We start from the raw sequence: 25,459 nt of genomic DNA, 5'->3' as shown, positions 1-25,459 counted from the left end.
ATCAACCCGCCTTGAACAGGCCTTGCGGCTTCCACAACAGGATCACCGCCATCAGAAGGTAGATCAGTACGCCTGCTGCATCCTGCCAGAACACCTTGCCGAAGGTATCGACGAAGCCCAGCAGCAGCGAGGCCACCAGCGCACCCTTCACCGAACCGATGCCGCCGATCACCACCACCACGAAGCAGACTATCAGCACCTGTGCGCCCATGCCCGGGTACACGGACGACACCGGCGCGGCAATCATGCCCGCCAGCACCGCCAGCGCCACGCCAAGCGCGAACACCACGCGGTACAGCACGGTCACGTTGATGCCGAGGGACTGCACCATTTCACGGTTGGTGGCGCCGGCGCGGATCATCATGCCGAGGCGCGTGCGCCGGATCACGTAGTACATGGCCGCCGCCACCAACAGGCAGACGGCCGAGATGCACAGGCGGTAGATCGGATACGTCATGTCGTTGCCGATCGGCAACGAGCCGTCGAGCAGCGCGGGTACCGGCACGCCATGCACATCGTCGCCGACCAGGATGCTGCGCAGTTCCTCGAACACCAGGATCAGGCCATAGGTCATCAGCACCTGCTGCAGGTGGTCGCGCTCATAAAGGAAGCTGAAGAACACCCATTCGAGCACGTAGCCGAAGGCCACGGCCAGTACGATGCCGAGCGGCACGGCGATCAGCAGGTTGCCCGTGAGGCTGGCCAGCGCGAACGCCAGGTAGGCGCCGAGCATGTAGAAGCTGCCGTGCGCCAGGTTGATGACGCCCATGATGCCGAAGATCAGCGTCAGGCCGCTTGCCACCAGGAACAGCAGCAGCCCGTACTGCACGCTGTTCAGGCACTGGATCAGGAAAGAGACGATGTCCATGCTGCGTAGGGAAGATGCCCGGCGCGCGGCAAGCCGCGCACCGAAGCATCAAGCCGGTCGAAAGGTGGGAATCAGAGTCGGCAGCCGCGCGCCGGATCGGCCAGCGACTTCACCGCCACGGTGCTCACCTTGTTTTCGCGGCCATCCACCTTGCGCAGGTAGAAGTCCTGCACTGGGTTGTGCGCCTTGGACAGCGTGAAGGCACCGCGCGGGCTGTCCACCTTGGCCGCTTCCATGGCCTTGTAGAGTTCGGCCTTGCGGGACATGTCTCCCTTCACGGCGGTCGCTCCTGCGGCCAGCAGCTGCGCGGCGTCGTAGCCCTGCACGGCGTACACGTCGGGCTGCAGCTTGTAGGTCTTGGCGTAGTCCAGGCGGAAGCTCTTGTCGCGCGCGTTGCTCAGGCCATCGGCGTAGTGCAGCGTGGTTTCGAGGCCCTGCGCCGCGTTGCCCTGCGCTTCCAGCGTGCCATCGGTCAGGAAGCCCGAGGCATAGAGCGGAATCTTGTCCTTGAGCCCGGCGGCAGCCCAATCCTTGACGAACTTGACGGCACCGCCGCCCGCGAAGAAGACGAACACAGCGTCGGGCTTGAGCGCGGCCACTTCGGTGATCAGCGCCTGGAATTCGACGTTGGGGAACGGCAGGCTCAGTTCCTTCACCACCTTGCCGCCCTTGCCTTCGAAGGCTTCCTTGAAGCCCTTCACGGATTGCTCGCCGGCCGCGTACTTCCAGGTCAGCGTGACCACCTTCTTCATGCCGCGCTCGGCCAGCACGTGGCCCATGGCGTAGCCCGGCTGCCAGTTCGAGAACGACGAGCGGAAGATGTTCGCGCCGCACAGCGGACCGGTCGCTTCATCCACGCCGGCGTTCGGGATGATCAGCAGCGTGTTGTTTTCCTTGGCCACCTTGACGATGCCCATCTGCACGCCCGAATGCACCGTGCCGACCACCACGTCGACCTGGTCGCGCTTGATCAGCTTGGTGGCGTTCTCGGGCGCCTTGGCGGGATCGGATTCGTCATCGACCTTGAAGTACTCGATGTCGCGGCCGCCGAGCTTGCCGCCCTGTTGCTGCACGTACATGCGGAAGCCGTTCTCGATGGCCGTGCCCAGTGCCGCATACGTGCCCGTGTAAGGCAGCATGAACCCTACCTTGATCTTCCCGCCCGGCGCGCTTTGCGCCTGGACGGCCCCGGTGGCGGCAAGCATTGCAGCAACGGCAAGGCAGGCAGGCGCGAGCCTGCGCGATGTGAAGCGGTGCATGATGTCTCCTGGTGGTCAAGCCGGCTGCTGTGGAACCGTAATCGGCCCTGCCCCAGGTTCGTTTTGCATGTCCGGACGCATGCCAGGATGCAAACGCGGGGGCGGGCGACGAATTATTTTAGGTATGAAGTATGTGCGGTTATAAACCGTACCGCCTCCTGCGTCAACGGCGCCGGCTGGTCGCGATGTGGCGAATGACCGCACCGCGCGAGTTTAAGCAAGGCGGTTTGTGGGGCATATCGATGGATACCCTCGATCTGGGCCATGGTGCCGTACTCGTCGTCCTCGCCCTGCACCGCCAGTACCGGGCAACGCAGTTGCGGCAGCAGCGCATGCAGGTCCCACTGGCGGAACGCGGGGTCGAGCCAGATGTCGTTCCAGCCCCAGAAGGCCGAATCCACATCGTCGTGATAGCGCGCAAGGCGGTTGCGCAGGTCGGTCTGCAGGTAGGCCTGGCGCGCGGCTTCGATGCTGCGCACTGAGCGGTCCTCGACGACGATATGCGGAGCCAGCACCGTGATGCCATCCACGGCATCGGGAAAGCTCGCGGCGTGGATCAGCGCGATCGAGCCGCCGTCGCTGTGGCCGAACAGCCATGGCTTGCCACGGCTGCGGCCGGGACCGATATCGAGTGCATCGAACAGCGCCGGCAACGCCTCGCGCGCCTGCCGGTGCATGAAGTCGACGCCCCACTTCTCGTCGTGCGGCCGCGGCGTGGAACGCCCGTAGCCATAGCGCGAGAACACCAGTCCACGGAAGTCGCCGGCGTCGCAGAAGCGCTCCGGGAAATCGCGCCACATGCTGACCGAGCCAAGCCCTTCATGCAGAAACACCACGAGCGGACGCTCAGTGCGCTCCGCGCGCAGCCACTGGTGCTCGATGCGGATGCAGCGGCCATCAAACGGAATATCGACCCAATCGGTATGCATGCCGTCCCTGTCGTCAGGCATTGGCGGCGGCCGTTGCGTGCCGCGCCGCTTCCTCGCGCTGGCGCAGCCGGAAGCGCTGGATCTTGCCCGTGGCGGTCTTCGGCAATTCCTCGACGCACTCGATCTGCCGCGGATACTTGTACGGCGCGAGCCGCGACTTGACGAAGGCCTGCAACTCGGCAGCCATGCCCGCGTGCCATTGCTGCCCCGGTCGCATCACGACAAAGGCCTTCGGCTTGACCAGGTCATCGGCATCGGCCACGCCGATCACCGCCGCCTCGAGAATTGCCGGATGCTGGGCGAGCGCGGCTTCGACCTCGAACGGCGAGACATAGATGCCGCCGACCTTGAGCATGTCGTCGCTGCGTCCGGCGTAGATGTAATAGCCGTCGGCATCTTGCAAATACTTGTCGCCACTGCGCGTCCATTCCCCCACGAACGTGTCGCGACTCTTGTCGCGGTTGCACCAGTACATTAGCGCCGCAGATGGCCCCTTGATGTACAGATCGCCGATCTCGCCGGGCTCGCTGGGTTCGCCGAGCTCGTCGAGCAGCTTGAGTTCATAGCCGGGCACTGGCTTGCCGGTGGTGCCGTAGCGCACGTCTCCCGGCCGGTTCGACAGGAAGATATGCAGCATCTCGGTGGAGCCGATGCCGTCCAGGATGTCGCAGCCGAAGTGGGCGCGGAAGCGCTCGCCGATATCCCGCGGCAAGGCCTCGCCGGCCGAGGTGCAGACGCGCAGGGCCACGTCGCTGCGCGGCGGCAGCTCCGGCGCGGCAAGCATGCCGGCAAACAGCGTTGGTACGCCGCAGAACACCGTCGGCCTGTGTTCGCGCAGGCGCCGGAACACCGCAGGCGGTGTCGGACGTTCCGCCATCAGCACCGTGGTGGCGCCGACCGACAGCGGAAACGTCAGCGCATTGCCAAGACCATAGGCAAAGAAGAGTTTCGCCGCCGAGAACACCACGTCGTCTTCGCGCAGCCCCAGCACGCGGCCTGCATACAGGTCGGCGGTATGGAACAGGTTGGCGTGCGTATGCACGGTGCCTTTAGGCCGGCCCGTGGAACCGGACGAATAGAGCCAGAACGCCATGTCGTCAGGACCAGTGCTGACCGCAGGCGGCGCCGAGCGCGTGCGCGCCACGACGGCCTCCACGCTGCAGCTGGGTGCCGAGTCCTGATGCGGCCCCGCCTGGATCACCAGCGGCGACAGGCCGCTCTTGGCTATCGCGGCCTTGATGGTCGGCAGCAAGGTCTCGGACACCACCACCGCACGCGCGCCGCAGTGGTCGAGCATGTAGGCGTAGTCCTCCGCCGTCAGCAGCGTATTGACCGCGACCGGCACCACGCCGGCGAGCAGGCAGCCCAGGAACACCGTCGGAAAATCGATGGTATCGAGCGCGCACAGCAGCAGCCGCTCTTCGCGCCGGAAGCCGGCGTCATGCAGCGCGGCGGCAAAGCGGCGGCTGCGCGCATCGAGCTCGGAAAAGGTCAACGTGCCGGCATCGTCGACATAGGCAATCTTGTCGCCACGGCCAGCGGCCAGGTTGCGGCCGAGCAGGTCGGCGGCCGCGTTGTACCGGGCTGGCAAGGCAGTGATGCCGGCTTCGGCAGGTCCGGGCGAATGCGATACACCCGCCGGCGAACCGGCAGCGGTATTGGGGGGCGTCATGTCTCCACTCCTTGGTGTCGCCGGCTGCCGGCGCAAGCACCGGAGGCGCGGCGGCGTCAGGCCGGTCGCTCTTGGATTGCCGGTGCGCTGAGGCGATCGCAGCGGCTTGTCGATGCATTTTATTTCATATCGCCTATCATGCAAGTCAGTAGATGCACTATATGACACCGGAGCGCCGGCAACCCAAGGGATTCCCTTATAATTCGCCTCTTTTTTGCCGGCCGGTGCTGCACAAGGGCCGGCCAAACCGCCTGAATCGCCCGCCATGCGCCGAGACCCCGAACCGCTGCCCTCGCCCGCTGCTCCAGCCAGCGGCGCCAATGGCGAACGCGACCCCTATCTCACGCAACTGGGCGAACGCATCCGCTCGCTGCGCGCCGCGCGCGGCATGTCGCGCAAGGACCTGGCGCGGGGCGCGGATGTCTCGGAACGGTATCTCGCCAACCTGGAGACCGGCACGGGCAATGCGTCGGTGCTGCTGCTCAGGCAGGTTGCGCGGGCGCTCGATGTGCCGCTGCCGGTCGTGCTGGCGGAGGTGGAGGGGCTCAACGGCCAGCAGGCCACCGAGTTCGCACAGCTGGTGCAATGGCTGGCACAACTGCCCGCGGGCGACCTGGCGCGCGTGCGCGAAGCCTGCCGCCATGCGCTGGCGCCCGCTGAATCCCGGGATGCGCGGCATCGCCGGATTGCCCTGATCGGTTTGCGCGGCGCAGGCAAATCGACGCTAGGCCGCGCCCTGGCGGCTGCCGAAGACTTGCCTTTCGTCGAACTCAACAATGTGATCGAGCAGGAAGCCGGCGCCAGCCTGTCCGAGATCCATTCGCTGTACGGCCAGGCCGCGTACCGCCGCTACGAGATGCGCGCGCTCGAACGCGCGCTGCGCGAGCACGACAGCATGGTGCTCGCCACGCCGGGCAGCCTCGTCTCCGAGCCAGCCACCTTTAACCTGCTGCTCGCGCGCTGCTACACGGTATGGGTCAAGACCTCGCCGGAAGAACATATGGCCCGCGTGGTGGCCCAGGGCGATATGCGCCCGATGCAAGGCAACCGCGAAGCCATGACTGACCTGCGCCGCATCCTCCAGGCACGCACGCCGCTCTACGCCCGCGCCGACGTTGCCCTGGACACCAGCGGACAAGACGTCCACACCTCGCTGCAGGGACTGCGCGCTCAGCTTCCGAACGTCACCGCCTGAGGCGGGTTCGCTTGTCCGCGCCAGAGGCACAGAAAGGGATTGCGCCGCCCGATTCGATGCACTATATTTCATAAAAAGCCGCAAGGCACTATAGTGCATCAAGGAGACAGCCATGTCCGCGCCGGCCACCGCCCCCAGCCAAGCATCAGACCAACCCGTCACTTTTGAACGCCATCCCGATCAATACCGCCACTGGAAGCTCACATTCGACGGCCCGGTTGCCACGCTGGCCATGGACGTCGATGAAGAAGGCGGGCTGCGGCCGGGCTATACGCTGAAGCTGAACTCCTACGACCTCGGTGTCGACATCGAACTGCACGACGCCCTGCAACGCATTCGCTTCGAGCACCCCGAAGTCCGCGCGGTGGTGATGACCAGCGCGCGCGACCGCATCTTCTGCTCGGGCGCCAATATCTTCATGCTGGGCCAGTCGTCGCATGCGTGGAAGGTGAACTTCTGCAAGTTCACCAACGAGACGCGCAACGGCATCGAGGATGCCAGCCGGCACTCTGGACTGAAGTTCATCGCCGCCTGCAACGGCACCACGGCGGGCGGCGGTTACGAGCTCGCGCTGGCGTGCGACGAGATCGTGCTGGTCGATGACCGCTCGTCCGCCGTGAGCCTGCCCGAAGTGCCGCTGCTGGGCGTGCTGCCGGGCACCGGCGGCCTGACGCGCGTGACGGACAAGCGCCATGTGCGTCGCGATCATGCCGACATCTTCTGCACCACGACCGAAGGCGTGCGCGGGCAGCGCGCCAAGGACTGGAAGCTCGTGGACGAAGTGGTAAAGCCCGCCCGCTTTGCCGACTATGTCGCCGAACGCGCCGCCGCGCTGGCCGCCACCAGCGATCGCCCGCAGGGTCACCATGGCGTCGAACTGACACCGCTGTCGCGAACGGTAGAAGAAGACGGTTATCGCTACGACACCGTGCGGGTCCATTTCGACCGCGCCGCGCGCAAGGCAACCATCACGGTATTCGGGCCGGACCGCCACCAGCCGACGGATCTGGCTGGCGTCGTATCGGCAGGCGTGCAGTGGTGGCCGCTCAAGATGGCGCGCGAACTCGACGACGCCATCCTGACGCTGCGGACCAACCATCTCGATATCGGCATGTGGGTCCTGAAGACCGATGGCGACCCCGCCGCCGTGCTGGCAGCCGATGCCCTGATGGAAGCGCACGCCAGCCACTGGTTCGTGCGCGAAACCATCGGCATGCTGCGCCGCACGCTGGCACGGCTGGACGTGTCTTCGCGCAGCCTGTTCGCGCTGATCGAGCAAGATTCATGCTTTGCGGGCACGCTGCTGGAACTGGCGCTGGCGGCTGACCGCAGCTACATGCTGCACCTGCCCGATGCACCGGATGATGCGCCACGCGTGTTTCTCAGCGAAGCCAACTTCGGCCGCTATCCGATGCCAAACGGCCTGTCGCGGCTTGCCGCGCGCTTCTATCAGGACGAAGCCGCCATCGCCGCCGCGCGCGAGCACATCGGCGCACCACTCGACGCGCTCAGCGCGGATTCGCTCGCCCTGATCACTGCGGCACCCGACGACATGGACTGGGAAGACGAGATCCGCATCGCCGTGGAAGAGCGCGCCAGCCTGTCGCCCGATGCGCTCACGGGCCTCGAAGCCAACCTGCGCTTCGGCCCCGGCGAGACCATGGAAACCCGCATCTTCGGCCGCCTCACGGCATGGCAGAACTGGATCTTCAACCGCCCCAACGCGGTGGGCGAAAACGGCGCGCTCAAGGTGTTCGGTTCAGGCAACAAGCCCCGCTTTGACTGGAACCGCGTCTGACGCCATCACGACCCGACACGGACAAGGAGACACCTCGTGAGCATCGACTACAGCCAGAAGATCCCCAACAACGTCAACCTGGCGGACGATCGCGCGCTGCAGCGCGCGCTGGAGCACTGGCAGCCGGCGTTCCTGGACTGGTGGCGCGACATGGGGCCGGAAGGCTCGCACGACTTCGACGTGTACCTGCGCACGGCGGTATCGGTCGACCCGTCCGGCTGGGCGCATTTCGATTACGTGAAGATGCCCGACTACCGCTGGGGCATCTTCCTGCAGCCGGCCGACGCGGCGCGCCAGATCCATTTCGGCGAGCACAAGGGCGAAGCCGCGTGGCAGGACGTGCCCGGCGAGCATCGCGCCAACCTGCGCCGCATCATCGTCACGCAGGGCGATACCGAACCGGCCTCGGTCGAGCAGCAACGGCACCTCGGCCTGACCTGTCCGTCGCTGTACGACCTGCGCAACCTGTTCCAGGTGAACGTCGAGGAAGGCCGCCATCTGTGGGCCATGGTGTACCTGCTGCACCGCTATTTTGGCCGCGACGGGCGCGAGGAAGCCGAGGCGCTGCTCGACCGCCGCTCCGGCGACCAGGACAACCCGCGCATCCTGGGCGCGTTCAACGAGCGCACGCCCGACTGGCTGTCGTTCTTCATGTTCACCTACTTCACCGACCGCGACGGCAAGTTCCAGCTGTGCGCGCTGGCCGAATCGGGCTTCGATCCGCTTGCTCGCACTACGCGCTTCATGCTGACCGAGGAAGCGCACCATATGTTCGTGGGCGAATCGGGCGTGTCGCGCGTGATCCAGCGCACCTGCGAAGTCATGCGCGAGCGCGACATCCATGATCCGGCCGATGTGCGCGCCGCGGGCGTGATCGACCTGGAGACCATACAGCGCTACCTGAACTTCCACTACAGCGTCACCATCGACCTGTTCGGCGCGGACCAGTCGTCCAATGCCGCGATCTTCTACAGTGCGGGACTGAAGGGCCGCTTCGAGGAAGGCAAGCGCACCGACGACCACGTGCTCAAGAGCGACGTCTACCGCGTGCTCGAAGTGCGCGACGGCCAGCTCGGCGAGCGCGAGGTCCCCATGCTCAACGCCCTCAATGAAGTGCTGCGCGACGACTACATCCGCGATTCGATCGGCGGCGTGGCACGCTGGAACAAGGTGATCGAGAAGCATGGCATCCCGTTCCGGCTGACGGTGCCGCACAAGGCCTTCAACCGCAAGATCGGCACGCTTTCCAACGTGCGCGTGTCGCCGACCGGAGAGGTGCTGTCCGAAGCGCAGTGGCAGGCCAATGCACCCAAATGGCTGGCCACCGAAGCGGACCGCGCCTATGTTGCCTCGCTGATGGGACGCGTAGCCGAGCCGGGCAAATATGCGAACTGGATTGCGCCGCCGGCCGTCGGCGTCAACCGCCAGCCGATGGATTTCGAGTACGTACGGTTCAACTGACCGGCCGCATCGATCGCCAACACATCAATAGAAAGACAAGCTGTCAGCCCGGGGCCGCATATGGCCCCGCCCCACATGGAGACATACCATGGGCGCCCCCGAAATCATCAAGCAGCATCTGATCGATCCGGAAATCTGCATTCGCTGCAATACCTGCGAAGACACCTGCCCGATCGATGCCATCACCCATGATTCGCGCAACTACGTGGTGAAGGCCGACGTCTGCAACGCCTGCAACGCCTGCCTGTCGCCGTGCCCCACCGGCGCCATCGACAACTGGCGCACCATGCTCAAGGGCCAGGCCTACCCGATCGAGGAGCAGCTCCTGTGGGACGAGTTGCCAGCCGAGGTACCGCTGCCGGCAGCCGATCTCGATGCCGCGGGCACAGATGAAGCCGTGCGCGCCGACACCGCCGCCGCGGCCGATGAAAGCGGCGTGACGGTGCAGGCCGTGGAAACGAGCCGCCACACGTCATCGCGTGCGCCGTGGTCGGCGGCCCACCCGTATGCGAACCTGCACGGCGTACGCGCGCCGTTGACCGCCACGGTGGCGGGCAACTACCGGCTGACCGCGGAGGATGCCTCCAGCGATATCCACCACATCGTGCTGGATTTCGGCACGCACTTCTTCCCGGTGCTGGAGGGGCAGGCCATTGGCATCCTGCCGCCGGGAGTGGATGAAACCGGCAAGCCGCACTACATCCGCATGTATTCGATTGCCAGCCCGCGCGACGGCGAGCGCCCGGGGTATAACAACCTGGCGCTGACGGTGAAGCGTGTCGAAGAGGATCACGACGGCAACCCGGTGCGCGGCGTGGCATCGAACTTCCTGTGCGACCTGGCCAAGGGCGACGCGGTGCAGGTGGTGGGGCCGTTCGGCACCACGTTCCTGATGCCGAACCATCGCGAGGCCAGCATCATGATGGTGTGCACCGGCACGGGCTCTGCCCCCATGCGCGCCATGACCGAGCGCATGCGGCGCAATATGGAGCACTTCGGCGGACGCCGCATGCTGTTCTTCGGGGCCCGCAATGCGCGCGAGCTGCCCTATTTCGGCCCGCTGCTCAAGCTGCCCCGGGATTTCCTCGACATCCACTTCGCCTTCTCGCGCGATGCCGAGGTGCCGCGCCGCTATGTCCAGGACGCGATCCGCGAAGCCTCCGCCGGCGTCGCGGCCCTGCTCACCGATCCGCATGGCCATGTCTACATCTGCGGCCTGAAAGGCATGGAGGAAGGCGTGCTGTCGGCCTTTGACGATGTCTGCGCCGCGGCCGGCGAATCGTGGCCCGAACTGGAAGCCACAATGAGGCGCGAAGGCCGGCTGCATATCGAGACGTACTGAGGACGAACCCCGCGCCGCCTCGCTCGCCGTCGCCCCCACTGCACTGCGGGGCAGCTTTCTGCATCCGGCACTTCCCTTCTGAAATGACTCGCCTATAATGTTTCTGAAGAAACAGGAGCAGAGGCGATGCAATCCAGGCGAATTCCGGAAGCAGAACCCGCCAGCGGTCCCGACCCTGGCGCCACGCTGACCAAGGCCGTCATGCGCGCGGCCGGCTTCCTGGGCATCAGCCAGGCGATCGTGGCCAGCGTGCTCGGCATCAGCACGGCTTCGGTGTCACGCATGGCATCCGGCCTGTATATCCTCGACAAGCATCGCAAGGAATGGGAATTCGGCGTACTGTTCGTACGACTGTTCCGCTCGCTCGATGCCATCCTCGGCCATGGCGACCAGGCCCGGCTATGGCTGACCAACGAGAACCTGGCGCTTGGCGGCAAACCCCTTGAAATGATCCGCACCACCGAAGGTCTCGTTCGTGTCGTTCACTACCTGGACGCCACCCGCGGTCGCGTCTGAGCGCCGGCCGTTCGCGCTCAGCCTCTGGCGTGCGGTGGAAGCCCAGCACGTGGTGTCGACCATGCCTCTGGTCGACAGCCTCGAGGAGCAGGCCGTGCTGGAAGCCGTGCTCGACGCCGGCAAACCCGCCGTGCCCGCCGAAGCGCGCCATCTCCACTATCTGCTCTTCACGCCGTTCCGCTATCCGCCATCGCCGTGGGGCTCGCGCTTCCGGGCCGCGCACGATCCGGGCGTGTTCTATGGCGCCGAGGAAATCCGCTCGGCCTGCGCCGAACTCGGCTACTGGCGCTGGCGCTTCCTGAATGACAGCCCGGCCCTGCCCCGCATCGACGCGCGCGCCCAGACGCTGTTCGAGGTCAGCGTGCGCACCGACGGCGTGGCGCTGGACACGCCGCCGTTCGACCAGGAACACGCCCGCTGGATGGACCCGGACAGCCACGAGGCCTGCCAGGCGTTCGGCCGGGTTGCGCGCGAAGCCGGCATCGGCCTGATCCGCTACACCTCGGTGCGCGACCCGCAGCACGGACCGTGCGGTGCGGTGCTGACGCCGCGCGCGTTTGCGGATCCGCAGCCGCTGGCCACCACCACGTGGATGCTGACCGTGCGCCGCGACCGCGTGATCTGGCAGCGTGACGACCTGCTCCAGCGCGACAGCTTCGAGTTCGCCGCATCGCTGTGGCAACGCACAAGCGAAAGCCCCGCTGAAGGCTGAACCTTGCCGGCGCCCCCGCCATCTAATGGTTATGGCAGGCGGCATTGCATGTTGCTTCACAATTTTCTCAGCCAGATGTTGCAATGCGGCGCCCACTGCCTTATACTCTTCTCTTCGACGGACGCGGGGTGGAGCAGTTGGCAGCTCGTCGGGCTCATAACCCGAAGGTCGCAGGTTCAAGTCCTGCCCCCGCAACCAAAGCTTAAAATCGTCGAATCAGCAAAGCCCGCAATCGCGGGCTTTTTGCTTTCCGGGTCTTCTGGACCAGCAACGCACGCACTGGCGCCGTGCCTATCCGGCAAGGGGGCCGCGCGGTGATACACTTTGCCCCATTCCTCCCGGACGCCCCTCATGAAATTCTGCTCGAACTGCGGCCATGCGGTTGTGCTGCGCGTACCCGACGGCGACAACCGCCCGCGCAGCATTTGTGACAACTGCGGCACCATCCACTACGTGAACCCGCGCAACGTGGTCGGCACGATCCCGGTCTGGGAAGACAAGATCCTGCTGTGCAAACGCGCGATCGAGCCGCGCTATGGCTTCTGGACGCTGCCCGCCGGCTTCATGGAAATCGGCGAGACCACGGCGCAAGGCGCCTCGCGCGAAACGCTGGAGGAAGCCGGCGCGCGCGTGAAAATGGGGGAACTGTTCTCGATCCTGAACGTGCCGCACGTGCACCAGGTGCACCTTTTCTACCTGGCTACGCTGGAGGATCTGGACGTCGACCCGGGCGAGGAAAGCCTGGAAGTCAAGCTGGTGGCGGAAGCCGACGTGCCGTGGGACGAACTCGCCTTTCCCACTGTGATCCATACGCTGCGCTGTTTCTTTGCCGACCGTGCCGCCGGCCGCCTGCAGGACGGCAGCTTCCGGCTGCACAGTCTCGATATCGACAAGCCCATGCGCCCGCTGACCAGCCGGGCGACGGTCACTCCCTGACCCCCCTGCCCCGGCAGCCCCAGCATGATTGTCTGGCTGGATCCGCAGGATCCGTTTCCGCCGGTGGAGCGCGCGCTGGGGCCGGCCACCGAAGCGCCCGGCCTGCTGGCCGCGAGCCGCGACCTGTCGCCACAGCGGCTGCTGCTGGCTTACCGCCAGGGCATCTTCCCGTGGTACTCGGTGGGCCAGCCGGTGCTGTGGTGGAGTACCGATCCGCGCATGGTGCTGGTACCGCAGGCGCTGAAAATCTCCACCACGTTCCGCAAGACACTGCGCCGCGTGCTGCGCGACCCCGACTGGGAAATCCGCGTCGACGACGATTTCCTGGCCGTGATGCGCGCCTGCGCGCTGACGCCGCGCGAAGGCCAGGATGGCACCTGGATCACCCAGGAGATCATCACGGCCTACAGCGCACTGCATGCCAGCGGCATGGCGCACTCGGTGGAGGCCTGGTACCGCGGCGAACGCGTGGGCGGGCTCTACGGCGTGGCGCTGGGCCGCATGTTCTATGGCGAATCGATGTTCGCGCACCGCACGGATGCCTCCAAGATCGCGCTGGCGGCGCTGTGCGCGTTCCTCGGCAACCACGGCGTGCCGATGATAGACTGCCAGCAGGAAACCGATCACCTGGCCTCGCTTGGCGCGCGCCCGATCTCGCGCGCGGAGTTCCTGGCCCATGTGCGGACTGCCTCGGCACAACCGGCGATCACGCCGTGGCGGTTCGACAAATCGGTGCTGGAGCGGTGGACCGCCACGCCCGCCACCCCGGCCGTCTGACAAGCTGGCTGCATCATCCGCCCCAGGTCCGAGCCATGAGCAAGCTGAAGGAGCTTCCGCTTTCCGCGCTGCAGTTCTATGCCACGGCGCCCTATGCCTGCAGCTATCTCGAAGGCCGCATGGCCCGCTCGCAGGTGGCGACGCCGGCCCACCTGATCAATGCGGACGTCTACTCGCGGTTGGTGCGCGCGGGCTTCCGCCGCAGCGGCATCTTCACCTACCGGCCATATTGCGATGAATGCCACGCCTGCACGCCTTGTCGCGTGCTGGTGGACGAGTTCGAGCCGGACCGCTCGCAACGCCGCGCCTGGCGCCGCCACGGCCACCTGCAGGCGCTGGTGGCGCCGCTGACGTACGTCGAAGAGCACTACGCGCTGTACCTGCTCTACCAGTCGATGCGCCACGCCGGCGGCGGCATGGACCAGGACAGCCGCGACCAGTACGAGCAGTTCCTGCTGCAGAGCCGCGTCAACTCCCGCCTGGTGGAATTCCGCGAGCCGCCGGGCTCGCCCGAGGCCGGCAAGCTACGCATGGTCAGCATGATCGACGTGCTTGATGACGGCCTGTCATCGGTCTACACCTTCTACGATCCGCTCGCGCGCAACGCCAGCTACGGCACCTACAACATCCTCTGGCAGATCCGCCAGACGCGCGAACTTGGCCTGCCGCACCTGTACCTGGGCTACTGGATTGCCGAAAGCCGGAAGATGGCTTACAAGGCACGATTCCGCCCGCTGCAAGTGCTGACCGGCAACCAGTGGCAGGCGTTCGAGGACGACACGCGCGACACTCCGCCGGCTGCATCGGAAGACGCTCCCGGCCCCGCACAGGAATAGCCGACGGGCGGGCCGGCCCGGCCGCCCGGCGCGCGGGCAAGCGCCCCAGCCGCTACAATGCCGGCTTGGTTTTCACTCTGCACCGGCCCTCCGGTCGCCTCTCCCCGTGCTCAACGCGCTCTATCCCCTGCTCCGCCCCGCCCTGTTTTCGATGGACGCGGAGGACGCTCACCACTTCACCCTGAACAACCTGTTGCGCGCCAAGCGCATGGGCCTGGCCGGCTGCATCGGCAATCGCGTCGCCGACGATCCGCGCACGGTGATGGGCGTGCGCTTTCCGAACCCTGTAGGCCTTGCTGCCGGGCTGGACAAGGACGGCGCCTATATCGACGGGCTCGCTGCGTTCGGCTTCGGCTTCATCGAGGTGGGCACGGTGACGCCGCGCGCGCAGGCCGGCAACCCTCGCCCGCGCATGTTCCGCCTGCCGCAGGCCGATGCGCTGATCAATCGCATGGGCTTCAACAACGGCGGCGTCGATGCCTTCATCGCAAACGTCAGGGCATCGCGCTGGAAGGCCGAAGGCGGCGTGCTGGGCCTGAACATCGGCAAGAACGCCGACACGCCGATCGAGCGCGCCGCCGACGACTACCTGTACTGCCTGGAGCGCGTCTATCCGCATGCGACCTACGTGACGGTGAACATCTCGTCGCCGAATACCAAGAACCTGCGCCAGCTCCAGGGCGCGAGCGAACTCGACAGCCTGCTGTCGACGCTCAAATCCGCCCAGCAGCGCCTGGCCGACCAGCACAAGCGCTACGTGCCGGTGGCGCTGAAGATCGCGCCGGACCTCGATGCCGACCAGATCGGCAATATCGGCGACGCACTCGTGCGCCACAAGATCGACGGGGTAATCGCCACCAACACCACGATCTCGCGCGATGCCGTGAAAGGCCTGCCGCACGCGGAAGAAGCCGGCGGCCTGTCGGGCCGGCCGGTGTTCGAGCAGTCGACTCACGTGGTGCGCGCGCTGCGCCAGGTGGTCGGCGAAGCGGTGCCCATCATCGGCGTCGGCGGCATCTTCAGCGGCGCCGACGCGCGCGCGAAGATCGATGCCGGCGCCAAGCTCGTGCAGGTCTACAGCGGCCTGATCTACCGCGGCCCGACGCTGGTGCGCGACTGCGCCGCCGCGCTGCGCGCCTGACGCCCCGCAAGACAGCAAGGAGAGCGACATGGAAACCGTCCGCCTCGGACGCAGCGACCTGCAGGTCTCGCGCATCTGCCTCGGTACCATGACCTTCGGCGAGCAGAACACCGAAGCCGAGGGCCATAGCCAGCTCGACTACGCTTTCTCGCGCGGGATCAACTTCATCGATACCGCCGAGATGTACCCGGTCAGGCCGTGCGCCGAAACCTACAGCCGGACCGAACAGATCATCGGTAACTGGCTCCGCAATCAGCCGCGCGACCGCGTGGTGCTCGCCACCAAGGTGGCCGGCCCCGGCCGGATGCCCTGGATCCGCAATGGCGACGACCTGACGCCCGCGGGCATCCGCGCGGCGGTGGACGCCTCGCTGCAGCGGCTGCAGACCGACTACATCGACCTGTACCAGCTCCACTGGCCCGCGCGCAACGCGCCGATCTTCGGCCAGACGAGCTTCGATCCGGCCAAGGAACGGCCCTGCACCTCGATCCAGGCGCAGCTCGAAACTTTTGCCGAACTGGTGCAGGCGGGGAAGATCCGCTATGTCGGCGTCTCCAACGAAACGCCGTGGGGCGTGGCGGAGTTCGTCAGGCTGGCGGAGCAGCATGGGCTGCCGCGCATCGCCACCATCCAGAATCCGTACAACCTGGTCAACCGCAGCTTCGAGCAGGGCCTGGACGAGGCCTGCTTCCGCACCGACGTGAGCCTGCTGGCCTACAGTCCGCTCGCGTTCGGCCAGCTCACCGGCAAGTACCTGAGCGGCGATCCGGCCAGGCCAGTGTTCAACGACGCCGCAACCGGCCGCCTGACGCGCTTCGGCGCCGACTGGAGCCCGCGCTACATGCGCCCGGAGACCATGGCGGCCTCGGCCCGCTATGTCGAACTGGCGTGCACGGCCGGACTGTCGCCGGCGGCGCTGGCCCTGGCCTGGTGCTATTCGCGCTGGTTCGCCGCCAGCACCATAGTGGGCGCCACGTCGCTGGATCAATTGCGCGAAAACATCGATGCGTGGCAAACGCAATTGCATGAAGATGTGATTACCGCAATCGGGGAAATCCACAAGGAAATCTGTAATCCCGCGCAATAATCTGCGCCTGGATGGCTAATAATCGGTCCCCGGCAGCATCGGATGCCTCGCATTCCCTCCGAGACTTCGCATATCGTGCGCGAGAAGTGGTATCCTCGCAGGCTTATCGCTGTCTTGCTTTCGCGCAGGCGCGCCCTTCCATCAGCCGCAGGAAGTGCCCCGCCGCCCGGAGCGGGTGCCGGCCATGTGGCGGCGCCGGCAGCGAGACCAAGCTTGTGCGCGGCGTACCATCCAGAACCGAGTCACTCGGAGGAGAACAGATCAAAATGAAGGGTCTCAAGGCAACGAAGTCCATCCTCGGCGGCGCAGTCGCGCTGGCATTGCTGTGCGGCGGCGCCGTGCACGCCCAGACCGTCAAGGTCCTGTCGATCGTGGACCACCCCGCGCTGGACGCCATCCGCGACGGCGTGCGCGAGGAGCTGAAGGCCGCCGGCTATGACGCCGACAAGAACCTGAAGTGGGAATATCAGAGCGCGCAGGGCAACACCGGCACCGCCGCCCAGATCGCCCGCAAGTTCGTCGGCGACAACCCGAACGCCATCGTTGCCATCGCCACGCCGTCGGCCCAGGCGGTGGTCGCCGCCACCAAGACCGTGCCCGTTGTGTACTCCGGCGTGACAGACCCGGTCGCCGCGCAACTGGTCAAGAGCTGGGCGCCGTCGGGCACCAACGTGACCGGCGTGTCGGACAAGCTGCCGCTGGACAAGCAGGTGGCCCTGATCAAGCGCGTGGTGCCGAATGCCAAGACCGTCGGCATGGTCTACAACCCGGGCGAAGCCAACTCGGTCGTGGTGGTCAAGGAACTGAAGGAACTGCTGGCCAAGCAGGGCCTGACGCTGAAGGAAGCCGCCGCGCCGCGCACGGTTGACATCGGCGCCGCCGCCAAAAGCCTGATCGGCAAGGTGGACGTGATCTACACCAACACCGACAACAACGTGGTCTCGGCCTACGAAGCGCTGGTCAAGGTCGCCAACGAATCGAAGATTCCTCTGGTTGCCGCCGACACCGACAGTGTCAAGCGTGGCGCCATCGCCGCGCTGGGCATCAACTACCTGGACCTGGGCCACCAGACCGGCAAGGTCGTGGTGCGCATCCTGAAGGGCGAGAAGCCTGGCGCGATCGCGTCGGAAACCAGCAGCAACCTTGAACTGTTCGTGAACACCGGCGCCGCCCAGAAGCAAGGCGTGACGCTGTCGCCGGAGCTGATCAAGGAAGCCAAGACCGTCATCAAGTAAGCAGAACGTCTGACCTGTGCCGTCCGCGCCGCGCGGACGGCCGCGCGTCCGCTAGTCCACTACAGTACAAGATCCAGACTGCCCTACCCGGGCCCGCCCCCTGAACGAGACGGCGAGCCGACCGACCTTATCCGGGCGGGCCGCGCCAGCTGTTAACAGGATTCACCATGTCCCTCTTTTCCCTTCTGGGCGCCCTCGAGATCGGCCTGATCTTCAGCCTGGTTGCCCTCGGGGTGCTGATTTCCTTCCGCATCCTCAATTTCCCCGACCTGACCGTCGACGGCAGCTTCCCGCTTGGCGGCGCCGTGGCCGCGACGCTGATCGCCGCCGGGCAGGACCCGTTTGTCGCCACCGCCCTCGCCATCGTGGCCGGCGCCCTGGCTGGCTTCATCACCGGCTGGCTCAATGTACGGCTCAAGATCATGGACCTGCTCGCCAGTATCCTGATGATGATCGCGCTGTACTCGGTCAACCTGCGCATCATGGGCCGCCCCAATGTGCCGCTGATCACGGAGCCAACGCTGTTCACCATCCTGCAGCCCGACTGGCTGCCCGACTACGTGCTGCGCCCGCTGGTCCTGTTCATCGTGGTGGTCATCGCCAAGGTCGGCCTGGACTGGTTCTTCTCGTCGCAGCTCGGCCTGGCCATGCGCGCGACCGGCGCCAATCCGCGCATGGCGCGCGCGCAGGGCATTGCCACGGGCCGCGCCACGCTGGCCGGCATGGCACTTTCCAACGGGCTGGTCGCCCTGGCCGGCGCGCTGTTCGCGCAGACTCAAGGCGGCTCCGATATCTCGATGGGCATTGGCACCATCGTGATCGGCCTGGCCGCCGTGATCATCGGTGAAAGCATCCTGCCGGCACGCCGCCTGGTCTGGACCACGCTCGCCGTGGTGCTGGGCGCCATCCTGTACCGCTTCTTCATTGCGCTGGCGCTGAACAGCGACTTCATCGGCCTCAAGGCGCAGGACCTGAACCTGGTCACCGCCGCACTGGTGACGATCGCCCTGGTGCTGCCCGCCACCCGCAAGAAGCTGTTTGCCCGCAAGAACGGAGGTGCCTGAGATGCTCCGCGCACAAGACCTTAAGCTCACCTTCAACCCCGGCACCCCGATCGAGACCCGCGCGCTGCGCGGCCTGAGCCTGGAGATCCCGAGCGGCCAGTTCGTGGCCGTGATCGGTTCCAACGGCGCCGGCAAGTCGACCTTCCTGAACGCGATCAGCGGCGACCAGATGGTCGATTCCGGCCGCATCACCATCGATGACACCGACGTGACGCGCAAGCAGGCCTGGGATCGCGCCCACCTGGTGGCACGCGTGTTCCAGGACCCGATGGCCGGCACCTGCGAGGCGCTGACGATCGAAGAGAACATGGCGCTGGCGATGGCCCGCGGGTCCAGGCGCGGCTTCCGCGCGGCGCTGAACCGCGGCTCGCGCGAACTGTTCCGCGAGAAGCTGCGCCTGCTGAACCTCGGCCTGGAAAACCGCCTGACCGACCGCATCGGCCTGCTCTCCGGCGGCCAGCGCCAGGCGGTGAGCCTGCTGATGGCCTCGCTGCAGCCGTCGCGCATCCTGCTGCTCGACGAGCACACCGCCGCGCTGGACCCGAAGACCGCCGCGTTCGTGCTGGAACTGACCGCGCGCATCGTCGAAGAAAGCAAGCTGACGACGATGATGGTCACGCACAGCATGCGCCAGGCGCTGGACTATGGCCAGCGCACGGTGATGCTGCACCAGGGCCAGGTCGTGCTGGATGTGTCCGGCGAGAAGCGCAAGGGGCTCGATGTACCTGACCTGCTGCGTATGTTCGAGCAGACGCGGCATGAACAGCTGGACGACGACGCGTTGCTGCTGGGCTGATCAGGCTGCGGCACACATGAAGAAAGGGAGCCTAGGCTCCCTTTCTTTTTTCAGTCAGACCGTAGCAGCCTTGTCCAGCCAACGCCTTAGCTGGTCCGTCACGGCCGTGCTCGAGAACGAGCAGCTGTCCTGCGCGAACACGGCCGACATCTCCAGCCGGCGCAGCAGTTCTTCCATCGCCTGACCGAACACCGGCGGCAGCATCAGCGCGGGCGCTGCCTCGCGCCACGCGTTCACGAGTTCGGCCGCCGGCAGCGTGCCGCCGGTGTGCTGGTCCAATGCCGAACGCATGCGCGCCAGCGTCTCCGTATTGGCCGCGCTCATGTGCGTGCCCTCCTTTCTTTGTAAAGCTCGCGGAACGTGCGTCCCGAGGGTGCGGGCATGTCCCGCGTCTGGGTCCAGCCCTTGCCCGCCATGGGCAGGCTGGCGATCAACCGGTTGCTACCGCCCATGCGCGCCAGCACGCGCGCGCCGAGACGGCTGGCCAGCGCATAGAGTGCCGGCCGCCGGGCGACGAAGCCCCAGGCCTGCAGCGCGAAGCGCTCCTGCCACGGACGCAGGCCGCGCTCCATCTGCTTCTCGCGCAATTTGCGCAGCAGGTCCGACAGCGGGATCGATGCCGGGCACACGCGATTGCATTCGCCGCACATCGTGGCCGCCTGCGGGAGGTCCACGGCATTGGCCAGGCCCACGTAGCTGGGCGTCAGCACGCTGCCCATCGGCCCCGGGTAGACCCAGCCATAGGCATGGCCGCCGATCTTCTGGTAGACCGGGCAATGGTTCATGCAGGCGCCGCAGCGGATGCAGCGCAGCATCTCCTGGAACTCTCCGCCGATCAACCCGCTGCGGCCACCGTCGACGAGCACGAAGTACATATGCTCGGGACCATCGCGCTCGCCTTCGGCACGCGGGCCGGTCAACAGCGAGAAATAGTTCGAGATGGCCTGCCCCGTCGCCGAACGCGGCAGCAGCCGCATTACGGTCGCCAGGTCTTCCAGCGTCGGCAGCACCTTCTCGATGCCAGTGACGGCCACATGCACGCGAGGCATGACGGTGCACATGCCTTCATTGCCCTCGTTGGTGACCACCGCCACCGAACCGGTTTCGGCAATGATGAAATTGCCACCGGTCACGCCCATGTCGGCGGACAGGAACTCGGGACGCAGCACCTCGCGCGCTTCGCGCGTCATTTCCGGGATATCGGTCAGGCGCGGCTTCTGGTGGACCTTCGCGAACAGGTCGGCGATCTCGTCCTTGTCCTTGTGCACCACCGGCGCAATGATGTGTGACGGCGGCTCGGAGTCGTTGATCTGCAGGATGTACTCGCCGAGATCGGTTTCGATGCTTTGCACGCCCATCTCGCCGAGCACCTGGTTCAGCCGCATCTCTTCGGTCACCATAGATTTGCTCTTGATGACCTTCTTCACGCCGTGCTTCTGCGCGATCTCCGCGACCAGGCGCGCCGCATCTGCCGTGGTCTCGGCGAACAGCACCGTGGCGCCGCGGCGCGTGGCGTTTTCCTCGAACGTGGCAAGCCAGACATCCAGGTTTTCCAGCGCGCGGTTGCGGCGCTCTTTCAGTGCGGCGCGGGTCGCATCGAAATCGATATCACGGATGGCATCCGCGCGCGCGGTGACGAACTTGGTGGAGAGCTTCTTGAGGTTCTGCTGCAGGCGCTGGTCAGCCAGCTTCTGGCCGGCGCGCGCCTTGAATTCCATGCTGTGGACTTGCATCGTCGCGTCTCCGCTGCTCAGGCGTCGCCCGCCAGGATCTGCGCGATATGCAGCACGCGCGTCTGCATATCGCCGCTGCGGCGCAGGCGGCCTTCGATATTGAGCATGCAGCCCAGGTCGCCCAGCACCACCGCATCCGCGCTGCTGGCCTTGATATTGGCGCACTTCTCGTCAACGATCGCCGTCGAGATATTGCCGTACTTGACCGAGAAGGTGCCGCCAAAGCCGCAGCAAGCCTCGCAGTCCTTCATCTCGGTGAGCTGCACCCCGGGCAGCTTGCCCAGCAGTTCGCGCGGCTGCGCCTTGACGCCAAGCTCGCGCAGGCCCGCGCACGAATCGTGATACGTAACGTGGCCGGTGAAATTGGAATCGAACTGTTCGATCTTCGCTACGTTCACCAGGAAATCGGTCAGTTCGAACACCCGTTCGCGCAGCCGTTCATAGCGGCCGTTGAGTTCCGGGTCATCGCGCAGCAGGTCCGCATAGTGCTGGCGGATCATGCCGCCGCAGCTTCCCGACGGCACCACCACGTAGTCGAACATCTCGAATTCGCGCAGGAATTTTTCCGCCAGGTCGCGCGACACGGCGCGCTCGCCCGAGTTGTAGCTGGGCTGCCCGCAGCAGGTCTGGGCTTCAGGCACCATCACCTCGTAGCCGGCGCCTTCCAGAAGCTTCAGCACGGAGAAGCCGATCTCCGGGCGCATGAGGTCCACCAGGCAGGTGGCGAACAGGCCAACTCGCATTTGCTTTCTTTCTCCAGACCCCGAAACCCCGCAATTATGCGCGCTTGCGCCGCGGAGTGGCGCACAAACCATTCAGGCGCGCCGTGCATTCCGATCAGGCCGCAACACCGTCATCGGCGACACATCACGACAGGATTCTTACCGGAATGTCATTTCACCTATTGAAATTTTCACGATGCGAGATAGAATCAGGCAAACGCTTAATTTGCCGCAGGGCAACATTTCCTTATGTCAGACGCAGACAAGTCGCCTGGAAAGACATCGATCCAGGTTATTGAACGCATGATGACGCTGCTGGACGCACTGGCCCAGCACGCCGACCCGGTCAGCCTGAAAGAGCTGTCGATGTCTACCGGACTGCACCCTTCCACCGCGCACCGTATCCTCAACGACATGGTTGCGTGCCGCTTTGTCGATCGCTCGGACCCGGGCAGCTACCGGCTGGGCATGCGCCTGCTGGAGCTTGGCAACCTGGTCAAGGCACGCCTGTCGGTGCGCGACGCGGCGCTCGCGCCAATGCGCGCACTGCACCGTGTCACCGGGCAGACCGTCAACCTGTCAGTGCGCCAGGGCGACGAGATCGTGTATATCGAGCGGGCCTACAGCGAGCGCTCCGGCATGCAGGTGGTGCGTGCCATTGGCGGACGCGCGCCGCTGCACCTGACGTCGGTGGGCAAGCTGTTCCTCGCAGCCGACGAGTCCACGCGCGTGCGCAGCTATGCCACGCGCACGGGACTGGCCGGGCATACGCGCACCTCGATCACCGACCTGACCAAGCTCGAGCGCGAACTGGGCTGGGTCCGCAGCAACGGCTACGCCCGCGACAACGAAGAGCTGGAACTGGGCGTGCGCTGCATCGCCGCCGGCATCTACGATGATTCGCGCCGCCTGGTGGCCGGCCTGTCGCTGTCGGCACCCGCCGACCGCCTGCAGGACAGCTGGCTGCAGAACCTGAAGGATACGGCGCTGCAGATTTCGCGCGGCATGGGGTATGTGATGGAGTCTGAAGCCGCCTGATCGGCTTTGGCTTGCCGGCGGCTAAGGGAACTTCCGCCCGCCGCCGGTTCAGCCGATCATGGCCACGCGGTCTAAGGGTTTACGTGCAGTTTTCAGATAACCTGAAAACCCTATAATCGGGCGGCTATGCGAACCCGAGCCATTACCTTGACCGAACAGGTCACGCGCCAGATCCGGACCGACATTGAGAACGGCGTTTATCCCGTAGGCAATCGACTGCCCACGGGCAAGCAGCTGGCCGATCAGTACGGCGTCAGTGCTGCCGTGATCCGTGAAGTGACCGAACATCTGCGTTCTCAAGGCTTCGTGGAAACGCGCCAGGGCGTGGGTTGCACCGTGCGTTCCCGTACCGGCGCGGCGGGCTTCCAGCTTCCCGGCGAGCCCGACCTGGGACGGGCCGAGCTGGCCGACCTGTATGACCTGCGCATGGACCTCGAGAGCGCGGCAGCCGCACTGGCCGCCATGCGGCGCAGCGCCGACGATGTCGATACCCTTGCCGGGCTGCTGCATCGGCTGAAGACGCATCTTTATGATGCCCAGCCGGCGGTCGATCTCGATGCCGCGTTCCACATCGGCATTGCCAGTGCCACCCACAACCCGTACTACCGCCAGCTGCTGCAGTACATGAACCTGCAGCTGCACCAGGCCGTTGCCACCGCGCGCGCCAACACGCTGCAGCAAGCGCAATTGCCTGAGTCCGTGCACCAGGAACACGAGGCCATCTTCGAGGCGATCCGTGACGGCAATGCCGAAGCGGCGCGCCAGGCCACCATCCGCCACCTGCAATGCGCGGCGCAGCGACTGGGCTTGCCCCTGCGCGCACGCGCCGCCGATCCCCTGCCCTGAAAACAGAAAGCTGAAAGCGCTCCCTCCATGCCAGCCGCCAACCTGCCCCAGCGTCTCACCGAAGCCCTTGGTCCCGACACCGTGCTCGCCCAGCCCGACGACATTGCGCCGTGGCTGTCCGACTGGCGCGGCATTTACCGGGGCCAGGCCCAGGCGGTGGTCCGCCCGCGCACGGTCGACGAGGTCTCGCGCTGCCTCGCGCTCTGCCAGCAGGCCGCGGTACCGGTCGTGCCGCGCGGCGGCAACACCGGCCTGTGCGGCGCCGCCACGCCCGACCGCCAGCCGCTGAACGTGGTGCTGAGCCTGGACCGCATGCATGCGATCCGCTCGCTCGACACCGTGGCCAACACCATGGTTGCCGAAGCGGGCTGCATCCTCGGCAACCTGCGCCGCGCCGCGGCCGACGCCAACCGGTTGCTGCCGCTGAGCCTGGCGGCGGAGGACTCGTGCCAGATCGGCGGCAACCTGGCCACCAATGCCGGCGGCGTCAACGTCGTGCGTTATGGCATGACGCGCGAACTGGTGCTCGGTGTCGAGGCCGTACTGCCCAACGGCGAGGTCTTCCACGGCCTGCGCACGCTGCGCAAGGACAACACCGGCTACGATCTCAAGCAGTTGTTCATTGGCTCGGAAGGCACGCTCGGTGTCATCACGGCTGCTGCACTGCGCCTGTTCCCGCGTACCGATACGCGCAGTGTCGTGCTGGCGGCAGTGGAATCGCCGCAGCAGGCGCTCGAGCTGTATTCCCTGCTGTTCGAGCAGTGCGGCGCACGGCTGCAGGCTTTCGAGTTCTTCACCGGCGCGTGCCTGGACCTGGTCCTGACGCATGCCGAAGGCGTGCAAGAACCCTTTGCGCAGCGCTATCCCGCCTACGTTCTGGTGGAACTGGCCGACACCGCCGAAGAAGAAGCGCTCAATGCGCTGCTGGAGCGCGTCATTGGCGAAGCGCTCGAACGCGGCCTGTGCCTCGATGCGGCGGTGTCTGCATCGCTGGCCCAATTGCAGGCGCTGTGGAAGCTGCGCGAAGAAATCTCCGAAGCGCAGCGCGCGGACGGGCCGCACCTGAAACACGACGTGTCGCTGCCGATCGAACAGATCCCGGCGTTCATGGCGTCGATGGAAGCGCGCCTGCGCGCGCTGGACCCGGCGATCCGGCCCTTCATATTCGGGCACTTTGGCGATGGCAACCTGCACTACAACCTGTCGCGCCCGGCGGGAGCGCCGAAGGACTGGGCAGCGACGCACGAAGACGTGGTGACCGGCACCGTGCTCGATGAAGTGATGCGCTACGGCGGCAGTATCAGTGCGGAACATGGCATCGGGCAACTCAAGCGGCATGCATTCCTGCAATACAAGGATCCGCTGGAGCTGCGTTTGATGCGCGAGGTCAAACGCGCGTTTGACCCGGCCGGCATTATGAATCCGGGCAAGCTGCTCTGAAGGGTGAAGCCCATAAAAAACGCGCCAACCGTGGCGCGTTTTTTGGGGCAGGCGGA

General features: G+C 65.9%; 24 protein-coding genes and 1 tRNA gene. 18 read left to right on the top strand and 7 right to left on the bottom strand.

What is annotated here, in order from left to right; genetic code table 11:
- Nucleotide 1: 1 nt before the first annotated feature.
- From AC3FKG_RS07875 to AC3FKG_RS07860, 4 genes are all read right to left on the bottom strand, one after another.
- On the bottom strand, nucleotides 2-868 hold the full coding sequence (locus AC3FKG_RS07875) for a branched-chain amino acid ABC transporter permease (RefSeq protein ID WP_483711187.1): 867 nt from the start codon (nucleotides 866-868) through the stop codon (nucleotides 2-4).
- Nucleotides 869-939: 71 nt separating this feature from the next.
- A complete protein-coding gene (locus AC3FKG_RS07870; protein WP_483711186.1) occupies nucleotides 940-2,127 on the bottom strand; it encodes an ABC transporter substrate-binding protein in 1,188 nt (395 codons plus the stop codon).
- Nucleotides 2,128-2,240: 113 nt separating this feature from the next.
- Entirely contained in the window at nucleotides 2,241-3,056 is an 816-nt protein-coding gene (locus tag AC3FKG_RS07865; protein WP_483711185.1) for an alpha/beta fold hydrolase, read from the bottom strand.
- 13 nt (nucleotides 3,057-3,069) lie between these two features.
- Nucleotides 3,070-4,728: a benzoate-CoA ligase family protein gene (locus tag AC3FKG_RS07860; RefSeq protein ID WP_488742795.1), complete on the bottom strand. Its 1,659-nt coding sequence runs from the start codon at nucleotides 4,726-4,728 to the stop codon at nucleotides 3,070-3,072.
- A gap of 265 nt (nucleotides 4,729-4,993) precedes the next feature.
- Here AC3FKG_RS07860 and AC3FKG_RS07855 point away from each other — a divergent pair, with 265 nt between their 5' ends.
- The 15 genes from AC3FKG_RS07855 to AC3FKG_RS07785 all read left to right on the top strand — a co-directional run bounded on the left by AC3FKG_RS07855 (nucleotide 4,994) and on the right by AC3FKG_RS07785 (nucleotide 19,624).
- Nucleotides 4,994-5,923, top strand: coding sequence for a helix-turn-helix transcriptional regulator (locus AC3FKG_RS07855; RefSeq protein ID WP_483711183.1), 930 nt, complete (start codon nucleotides 4,994-4,996; stop codon nucleotides 5,921-5,923).
- A gap of 112 nt (nucleotides 5,924-6,035) precedes the next feature.
- Nucleotides 6,036-7,721: a 2,3-epoxybenzoyl-CoA dihydrolase gene (gene boxC, locus AC3FKG_RS07850; RefSeq protein ID WP_483711182.1), complete on the top strand. Its 1,686-nt coding sequence runs from the start codon at nucleotides 6,036-6,038 to the stop codon at nucleotides 7,719-7,721.
- Between the two features lie 36 nt (nucleotides 7,722-7,757).
- On the top strand, nucleotides 7,758-9,182 hold the full coding sequence (boxB, locus tag AC3FKG_RS07845; protein WP_483711181.1) for a benzoyl-CoA 2,3-epoxidase subunit BoxB: 1,425 nt from the start codon (nucleotides 7,758-7,760) through the stop codon (nucleotides 9,180-9,182).
- 88 nt (nucleotides 9,183-9,270) lie between these two features.
- A complete protein-coding gene (boxA, locus tag AC3FKG_RS07840) occupies nucleotides 9,271-10,524 on the top strand; it encodes a benzoyl-CoA 2,3-epoxidase subunit BoxA (protein WP_488742794.1) in 1,254 nt (417 codons plus the stop codon).
- Nucleotides 10,525-10,650: 126 nt separating this feature from the next.
- Complete coding sequence (locus tag AC3FKG_RS07835; RefSeq protein ID WP_483731957.1) at nucleotides 10,651-11,040, top strand: antitoxin Xre/MbcA/ParS toxin-binding domain-containing protein; 390 nt, start codon at nucleotides 10,651-10,653, stop codon at nucleotides 11,038-11,040.
- The gene (locus AC3FKG_RS07830; protein WP_483711178.1) at nucleotides 11,000-11,752 is read left to right on the top strand and encodes an RES family NAD+ phosphorylase; all 753 of its coding nucleotides are present in this window, start codon (nucleotides 11,000-11,002) and stop codon (nucleotides 11,750-11,752) included. Before AC3FKG_RS07835 ends, AC3FKG_RS07830 begins: the two co-directional genes overlap by 41 nt.
- 122 nt (nucleotides 11,753-11,874) lie before the next feature.
- Nucleotides 11,875-11,950 (top strand) — tRNA-Met (locus AC3FKG_RS07825).
- A 153-nt stretch (nucleotides 11,951-12,103) separates the two neighbouring features.
- Nucleotides 12,104-12,688, top strand: coding sequence for an NUDIX hydrolase (locus AC3FKG_RS07820; RefSeq protein WP_483711177.1), 585 nt, complete (start codon nucleotides 12,104-12,106; stop codon nucleotides 12,686-12,688).
- Between the two features lie 24 nt (nucleotides 12,689-12,712).
- The gene (gene aat / locus AC3FKG_RS07815; protein WP_483711176.1) at nucleotides 12,713-13,465 is read left to right on the top strand and encodes a leucyl/phenylalanyl-tRNA--protein transferase; all 753 of its coding nucleotides are present in this window, start codon (nucleotides 12,713-12,715) and stop codon (nucleotides 13,463-13,465) included.
- A 35-nt stretch (nucleotides 13,466-13,500) separates the two neighbouring features.
- The gene (locus AC3FKG_RS07810; protein ID WP_483711175.1) at nucleotides 13,501-14,301 is read left to right on the top strand and encodes an arginyltransferase; all 801 of its coding nucleotides are present in this window, start codon (nucleotides 13,501-13,503) and stop codon (nucleotides 14,299-14,301) included.
- A 106-nt stretch (nucleotides 14,302-14,407) separates the two neighbouring features.
- Complete coding sequence (locus AC3FKG_RS07805) at nucleotides 14,408-15,442, top strand: quinone-dependent dihydroorotate dehydrogenase (protein WP_488742793.1); 1,035 nt, start codon at nucleotides 14,408-14,410, stop codon at nucleotides 15,440-15,442.
- Nucleotides 15,443-15,470: 28 nt separating this feature from the next.
- On the top strand, nucleotides 15,471-16,529 hold the full coding sequence (locus AC3FKG_RS07800) for an aldo/keto reductase (protein WP_488742792.1): 1,059 nt from the start codon (nucleotides 15,471-15,473) through the stop codon (nucleotides 16,527-16,529).
- Nucleotides 16,530-16,795: 266 nt separating this feature from the next.
- A complete protein-coding gene (locus AC3FKG_RS07795) occupies nucleotides 16,796-17,764 on the top strand; it encodes an ABC transporter substrate-binding protein (RefSeq protein ID WP_483711172.1) in 969 nt (322 codons plus the stop codon).
- Between the two features lie 167 nt (nucleotides 17,765-17,931).
- On the top strand, nucleotides 17,932-18,828 hold the full coding sequence (locus AC3FKG_RS07790; protein WP_483711171.1) for an ABC transporter permease: 897 nt from the start codon (nucleotides 17,932-17,934) through the stop codon (nucleotides 18,826-18,828).
- Nucleotide 18,829: 1 nt separating this feature from the next.
- Nucleotides 18,830-19,624 (top strand): ABC transporter ATP-binding protein, encoded by a 795-nt coding sequence (locus AC3FKG_RS07785; RefSeq protein WP_483711170.1) that lies wholly within the window; start codon nucleotides 18,830-18,832, stop codon nucleotides 19,622-19,624.
- 54 nt (nucleotides 19,625-19,678) lie between these two features.
- Here the strand turns inward: AC3FKG_RS07785 and AC3FKG_RS07780 are convergent, their stop codons facing one another.
- From AC3FKG_RS07780 to AC3FKG_RS07770, 3 genes are read right to left on the bottom strand one after another with little or no spacing between them, the layout of a single operon-like run.
- A complete protein-coding gene (locus AC3FKG_RS07780; protein ID WP_483711169.1) occupies nucleotides 19,679-19,948 on the bottom strand; it encodes a hypothetical protein in 270 nt (89 codons plus the stop codon).
- Nucleotides 19,945-21,357: a LutB/LldF family L-lactate oxidation iron-sulfur protein gene (locus AC3FKG_RS07775; protein WP_488677086.1), complete on the bottom strand. Its 1,413-nt coding sequence runs from the start codon at nucleotides 21,355-21,357 to the stop codon at nucleotides 19,945-19,947. The genes AC3FKG_RS07780 and AC3FKG_RS07775 overlap by 4 nt, the downstream gene beginning before the upstream one ends.
- 17 nt (nucleotides 21,358-21,374) lie before the next feature.
- Nucleotides 21,375-22,100, bottom strand: a complete 726-nt coding sequence (locus AC3FKG_RS07770; protein ID WP_488742791.1) for a (Fe-S)-binding protein — start codon at nucleotides 22,098-22,100, stop codon at nucleotides 21,375-21,377.
- A 228-nt stretch (nucleotides 22,101-22,328) separates the two neighbouring features.
- On the opposite strand from AC3FKG_RS07770, the gene AC3FKG_RS07765 reads away from it, so the two are divergent.
- The 3 genes from AC3FKG_RS07765 (at nucleotide 22,329) to AC3FKG_RS07755 (ending at nucleotide 25,403) form a co-directional block, all read left to right on the top strand.
- Nucleotides 22,329-23,117 (top strand): IclR family transcriptional regulator, encoded by a 789-nt coding sequence (locus tag AC3FKG_RS07765; RefSeq protein WP_483711166.1) that lies wholly within the window; start codon nucleotides 22,329-22,331, stop codon nucleotides 23,115-23,117.
- A gap of 126 nt (nucleotides 23,118-23,243) precedes the next feature.
- A complete protein-coding gene (locus AC3FKG_RS07760) occupies nucleotides 23,244-23,963 on the top strand; it encodes a FadR/GntR family transcriptional regulator (RefSeq protein ID WP_483711165.1) in 720 nt (239 codons plus the stop codon).
- Nucleotides 23,964-23,990: 27 nt separating this feature from the next.
- Complete coding sequence (locus AC3FKG_RS07755; protein WP_488742790.1) at nucleotides 23,991-25,403, top strand: FAD-binding oxidoreductase; 1,413 nt, start codon at nucleotides 23,991-23,993, stop codon at nucleotides 25,401-25,403.
- Nucleotides 25,404-25,459: the final 56 nt, after the last annotated feature.

The organism is Cupriavidus sp. 22TCCZM04-2 (assembly GCF_057798895.1).
Note: the sequence above shows the minus strand (reverse complement) of the source record. Positions and strands in the feature narration are given on the sequence as shown.

What these genes read in the sequence shown, in the direction of transcription:
- AC3FKG_RS07775 (WP_488677086.1), bottom strand. Translation starts at nt 21,357, where the DNA reads ATGCAAGTCCACAGCATGGAATTCAAGGCGCGCGCCGGCCAGAAGCTG.
- AC3FKG_RS07855 (WP_483711183.1), top strand. Translation starts at nt 4,994, where the DNA reads ATGCGCCGAGACCCCGAACCGCTGCCCTCGCCCGCTGCTCCAGCCAGC.
- AC3FKG_RS07760 (WP_483711165.1), top strand. Translation starts at nt 23,244, where the DNA reads ATGCGAACCCGAGCCATTACCTTGACCGAACAGGTCACGCGCCAGATC.
- AC3FKG_RS07820 (WP_483711177.1), top strand. Translation starts at nt 12,104, where the DNA reads ATGAAATTCTGCTCGAACTGCGGCCATGCGGTTGTGCTGCGCGTACCC.
- AC3FKG_RS07765 (WP_483711166.1), top strand. Translation starts at nt 22,329, where the DNA reads ATGTCAGACGCAGACAAGTCGCCTGGAAAGACATCGATCCAGGTTATT.
- AC3FKG_RS07755 (WP_488742790.1), top strand. Translation starts at nt 23,991, where the DNA reads ATGCCAGCCGCCAACCTGCCCCAGCGTCTCACCGAAGCCCTTGGTCCC.
- AC3FKG_RS07835 (WP_483731957.1), top strand. Translation starts at nt 10,651, where the DNA reads ATGCAATCCAGGCGAATTCCGGAAGCAGAACCCGCCAGCGGTCCCGAC.
- AC3FKG_RS07860 (WP_488742795.1), bottom strand. Translation starts at nt 4,728, where the DNA reads ATGACGCCCCCCAATACCGCTGCCGGTTCGCCGGCGGGTGTATCGCAT.
- AC3FKG_RS07790 (WP_483711171.1), top strand. Translation starts at nt 17,932, where the DNA reads ATGTCCCTCTTTTCCCTTCTGGGCGCCCTCGAGATCGGCCTGATCTTC.
- AC3FKG_RS07795 (WP_483711172.1), top strand. Translation starts at nt 16,796, where the DNA reads ATGAAGGGTCTCAAGGCAACGAAGTCCATCCTCGGCGGCGCAGTCGCG.
- boxA (WP_488742794.1), top strand. Translation starts at nt 9,271, where the DNA reads ATGGGCGCCCCCGAAATCATCAAGCAGCATCTGATCGATCCGGAAATC.
- AC3FKG_RS07810 (WP_483711175.1), top strand. Translation starts at nt 13,501, where the DNA reads ATGAGCAAGCTGAAGGAGCTTCCGCTTTCCGCGCTGCAGTTCTATGCC.
- AC3FKG_RS07770 (WP_488742791.1), bottom strand. Translation starts at nt 22,100, where the DNA reads ATGCGAGTTGGCCTGTTCGCCACCTGCCTGGTGGACCTCATGCGCCCG.
- AC3FKG_RS07870 (WP_483711186.1), bottom strand. Translation starts at nt 2,127, where the DNA reads ATGCACCGCTTCACATCGCGCAGGCTCGCGCCTGCCTGCCTTGCCGTT.
- aat (WP_483711176.1), top strand. Translation starts at nt 12,713, where the DNA reads ATGATTGTCTGGCTGGATCCGCAGGATCCGTTTCCGCCGGTGGAGCGC.
- AC3FKG_RS07875 (WP_483711187.1), bottom strand. Translation starts at nt 868, where the DNA reads ATGGACATCGTCTCTTTCCTGATCCAGTGCCTGAACAGCGTGCAGTAC.
- AC3FKG_RS07865 (WP_483711185.1), bottom strand. Translation starts at nt 3,056, where the DNA reads ATGCATACCGATTGGGTCGATATTCCGTTTGATGGCCGCTGCATCCGC.
- AC3FKG_RS07780 (WP_483711169.1), bottom strand. Translation starts at nt 19,948, where the DNA reads ATGAGCGCGGCCAATACGGAGACGCTGGCGCGCATGCGTTCGGCATTG.
- boxC (WP_483711182.1), top strand. Translation starts at nt 6,036, where the DNA reads ATGTCCGCGCCGGCCACCGCCCCCAGCCAAGCATCAGACCAACCCGTC.
- AC3FKG_RS07800 (WP_488742792.1), top strand. Translation starts at nt 15,471, where the DNA reads ATGGAAACCGTCCGCCTCGGACGCAGCGACCTGCAGGTCTCGCGCATC.
- AC3FKG_RS07785 (WP_483711170.1), top strand. Translation starts at nt 18,830, where the DNA reads ATGCTCCGCGCACAAGACCTTAAGCTCACCTTCAACCCCGGCACCCCG.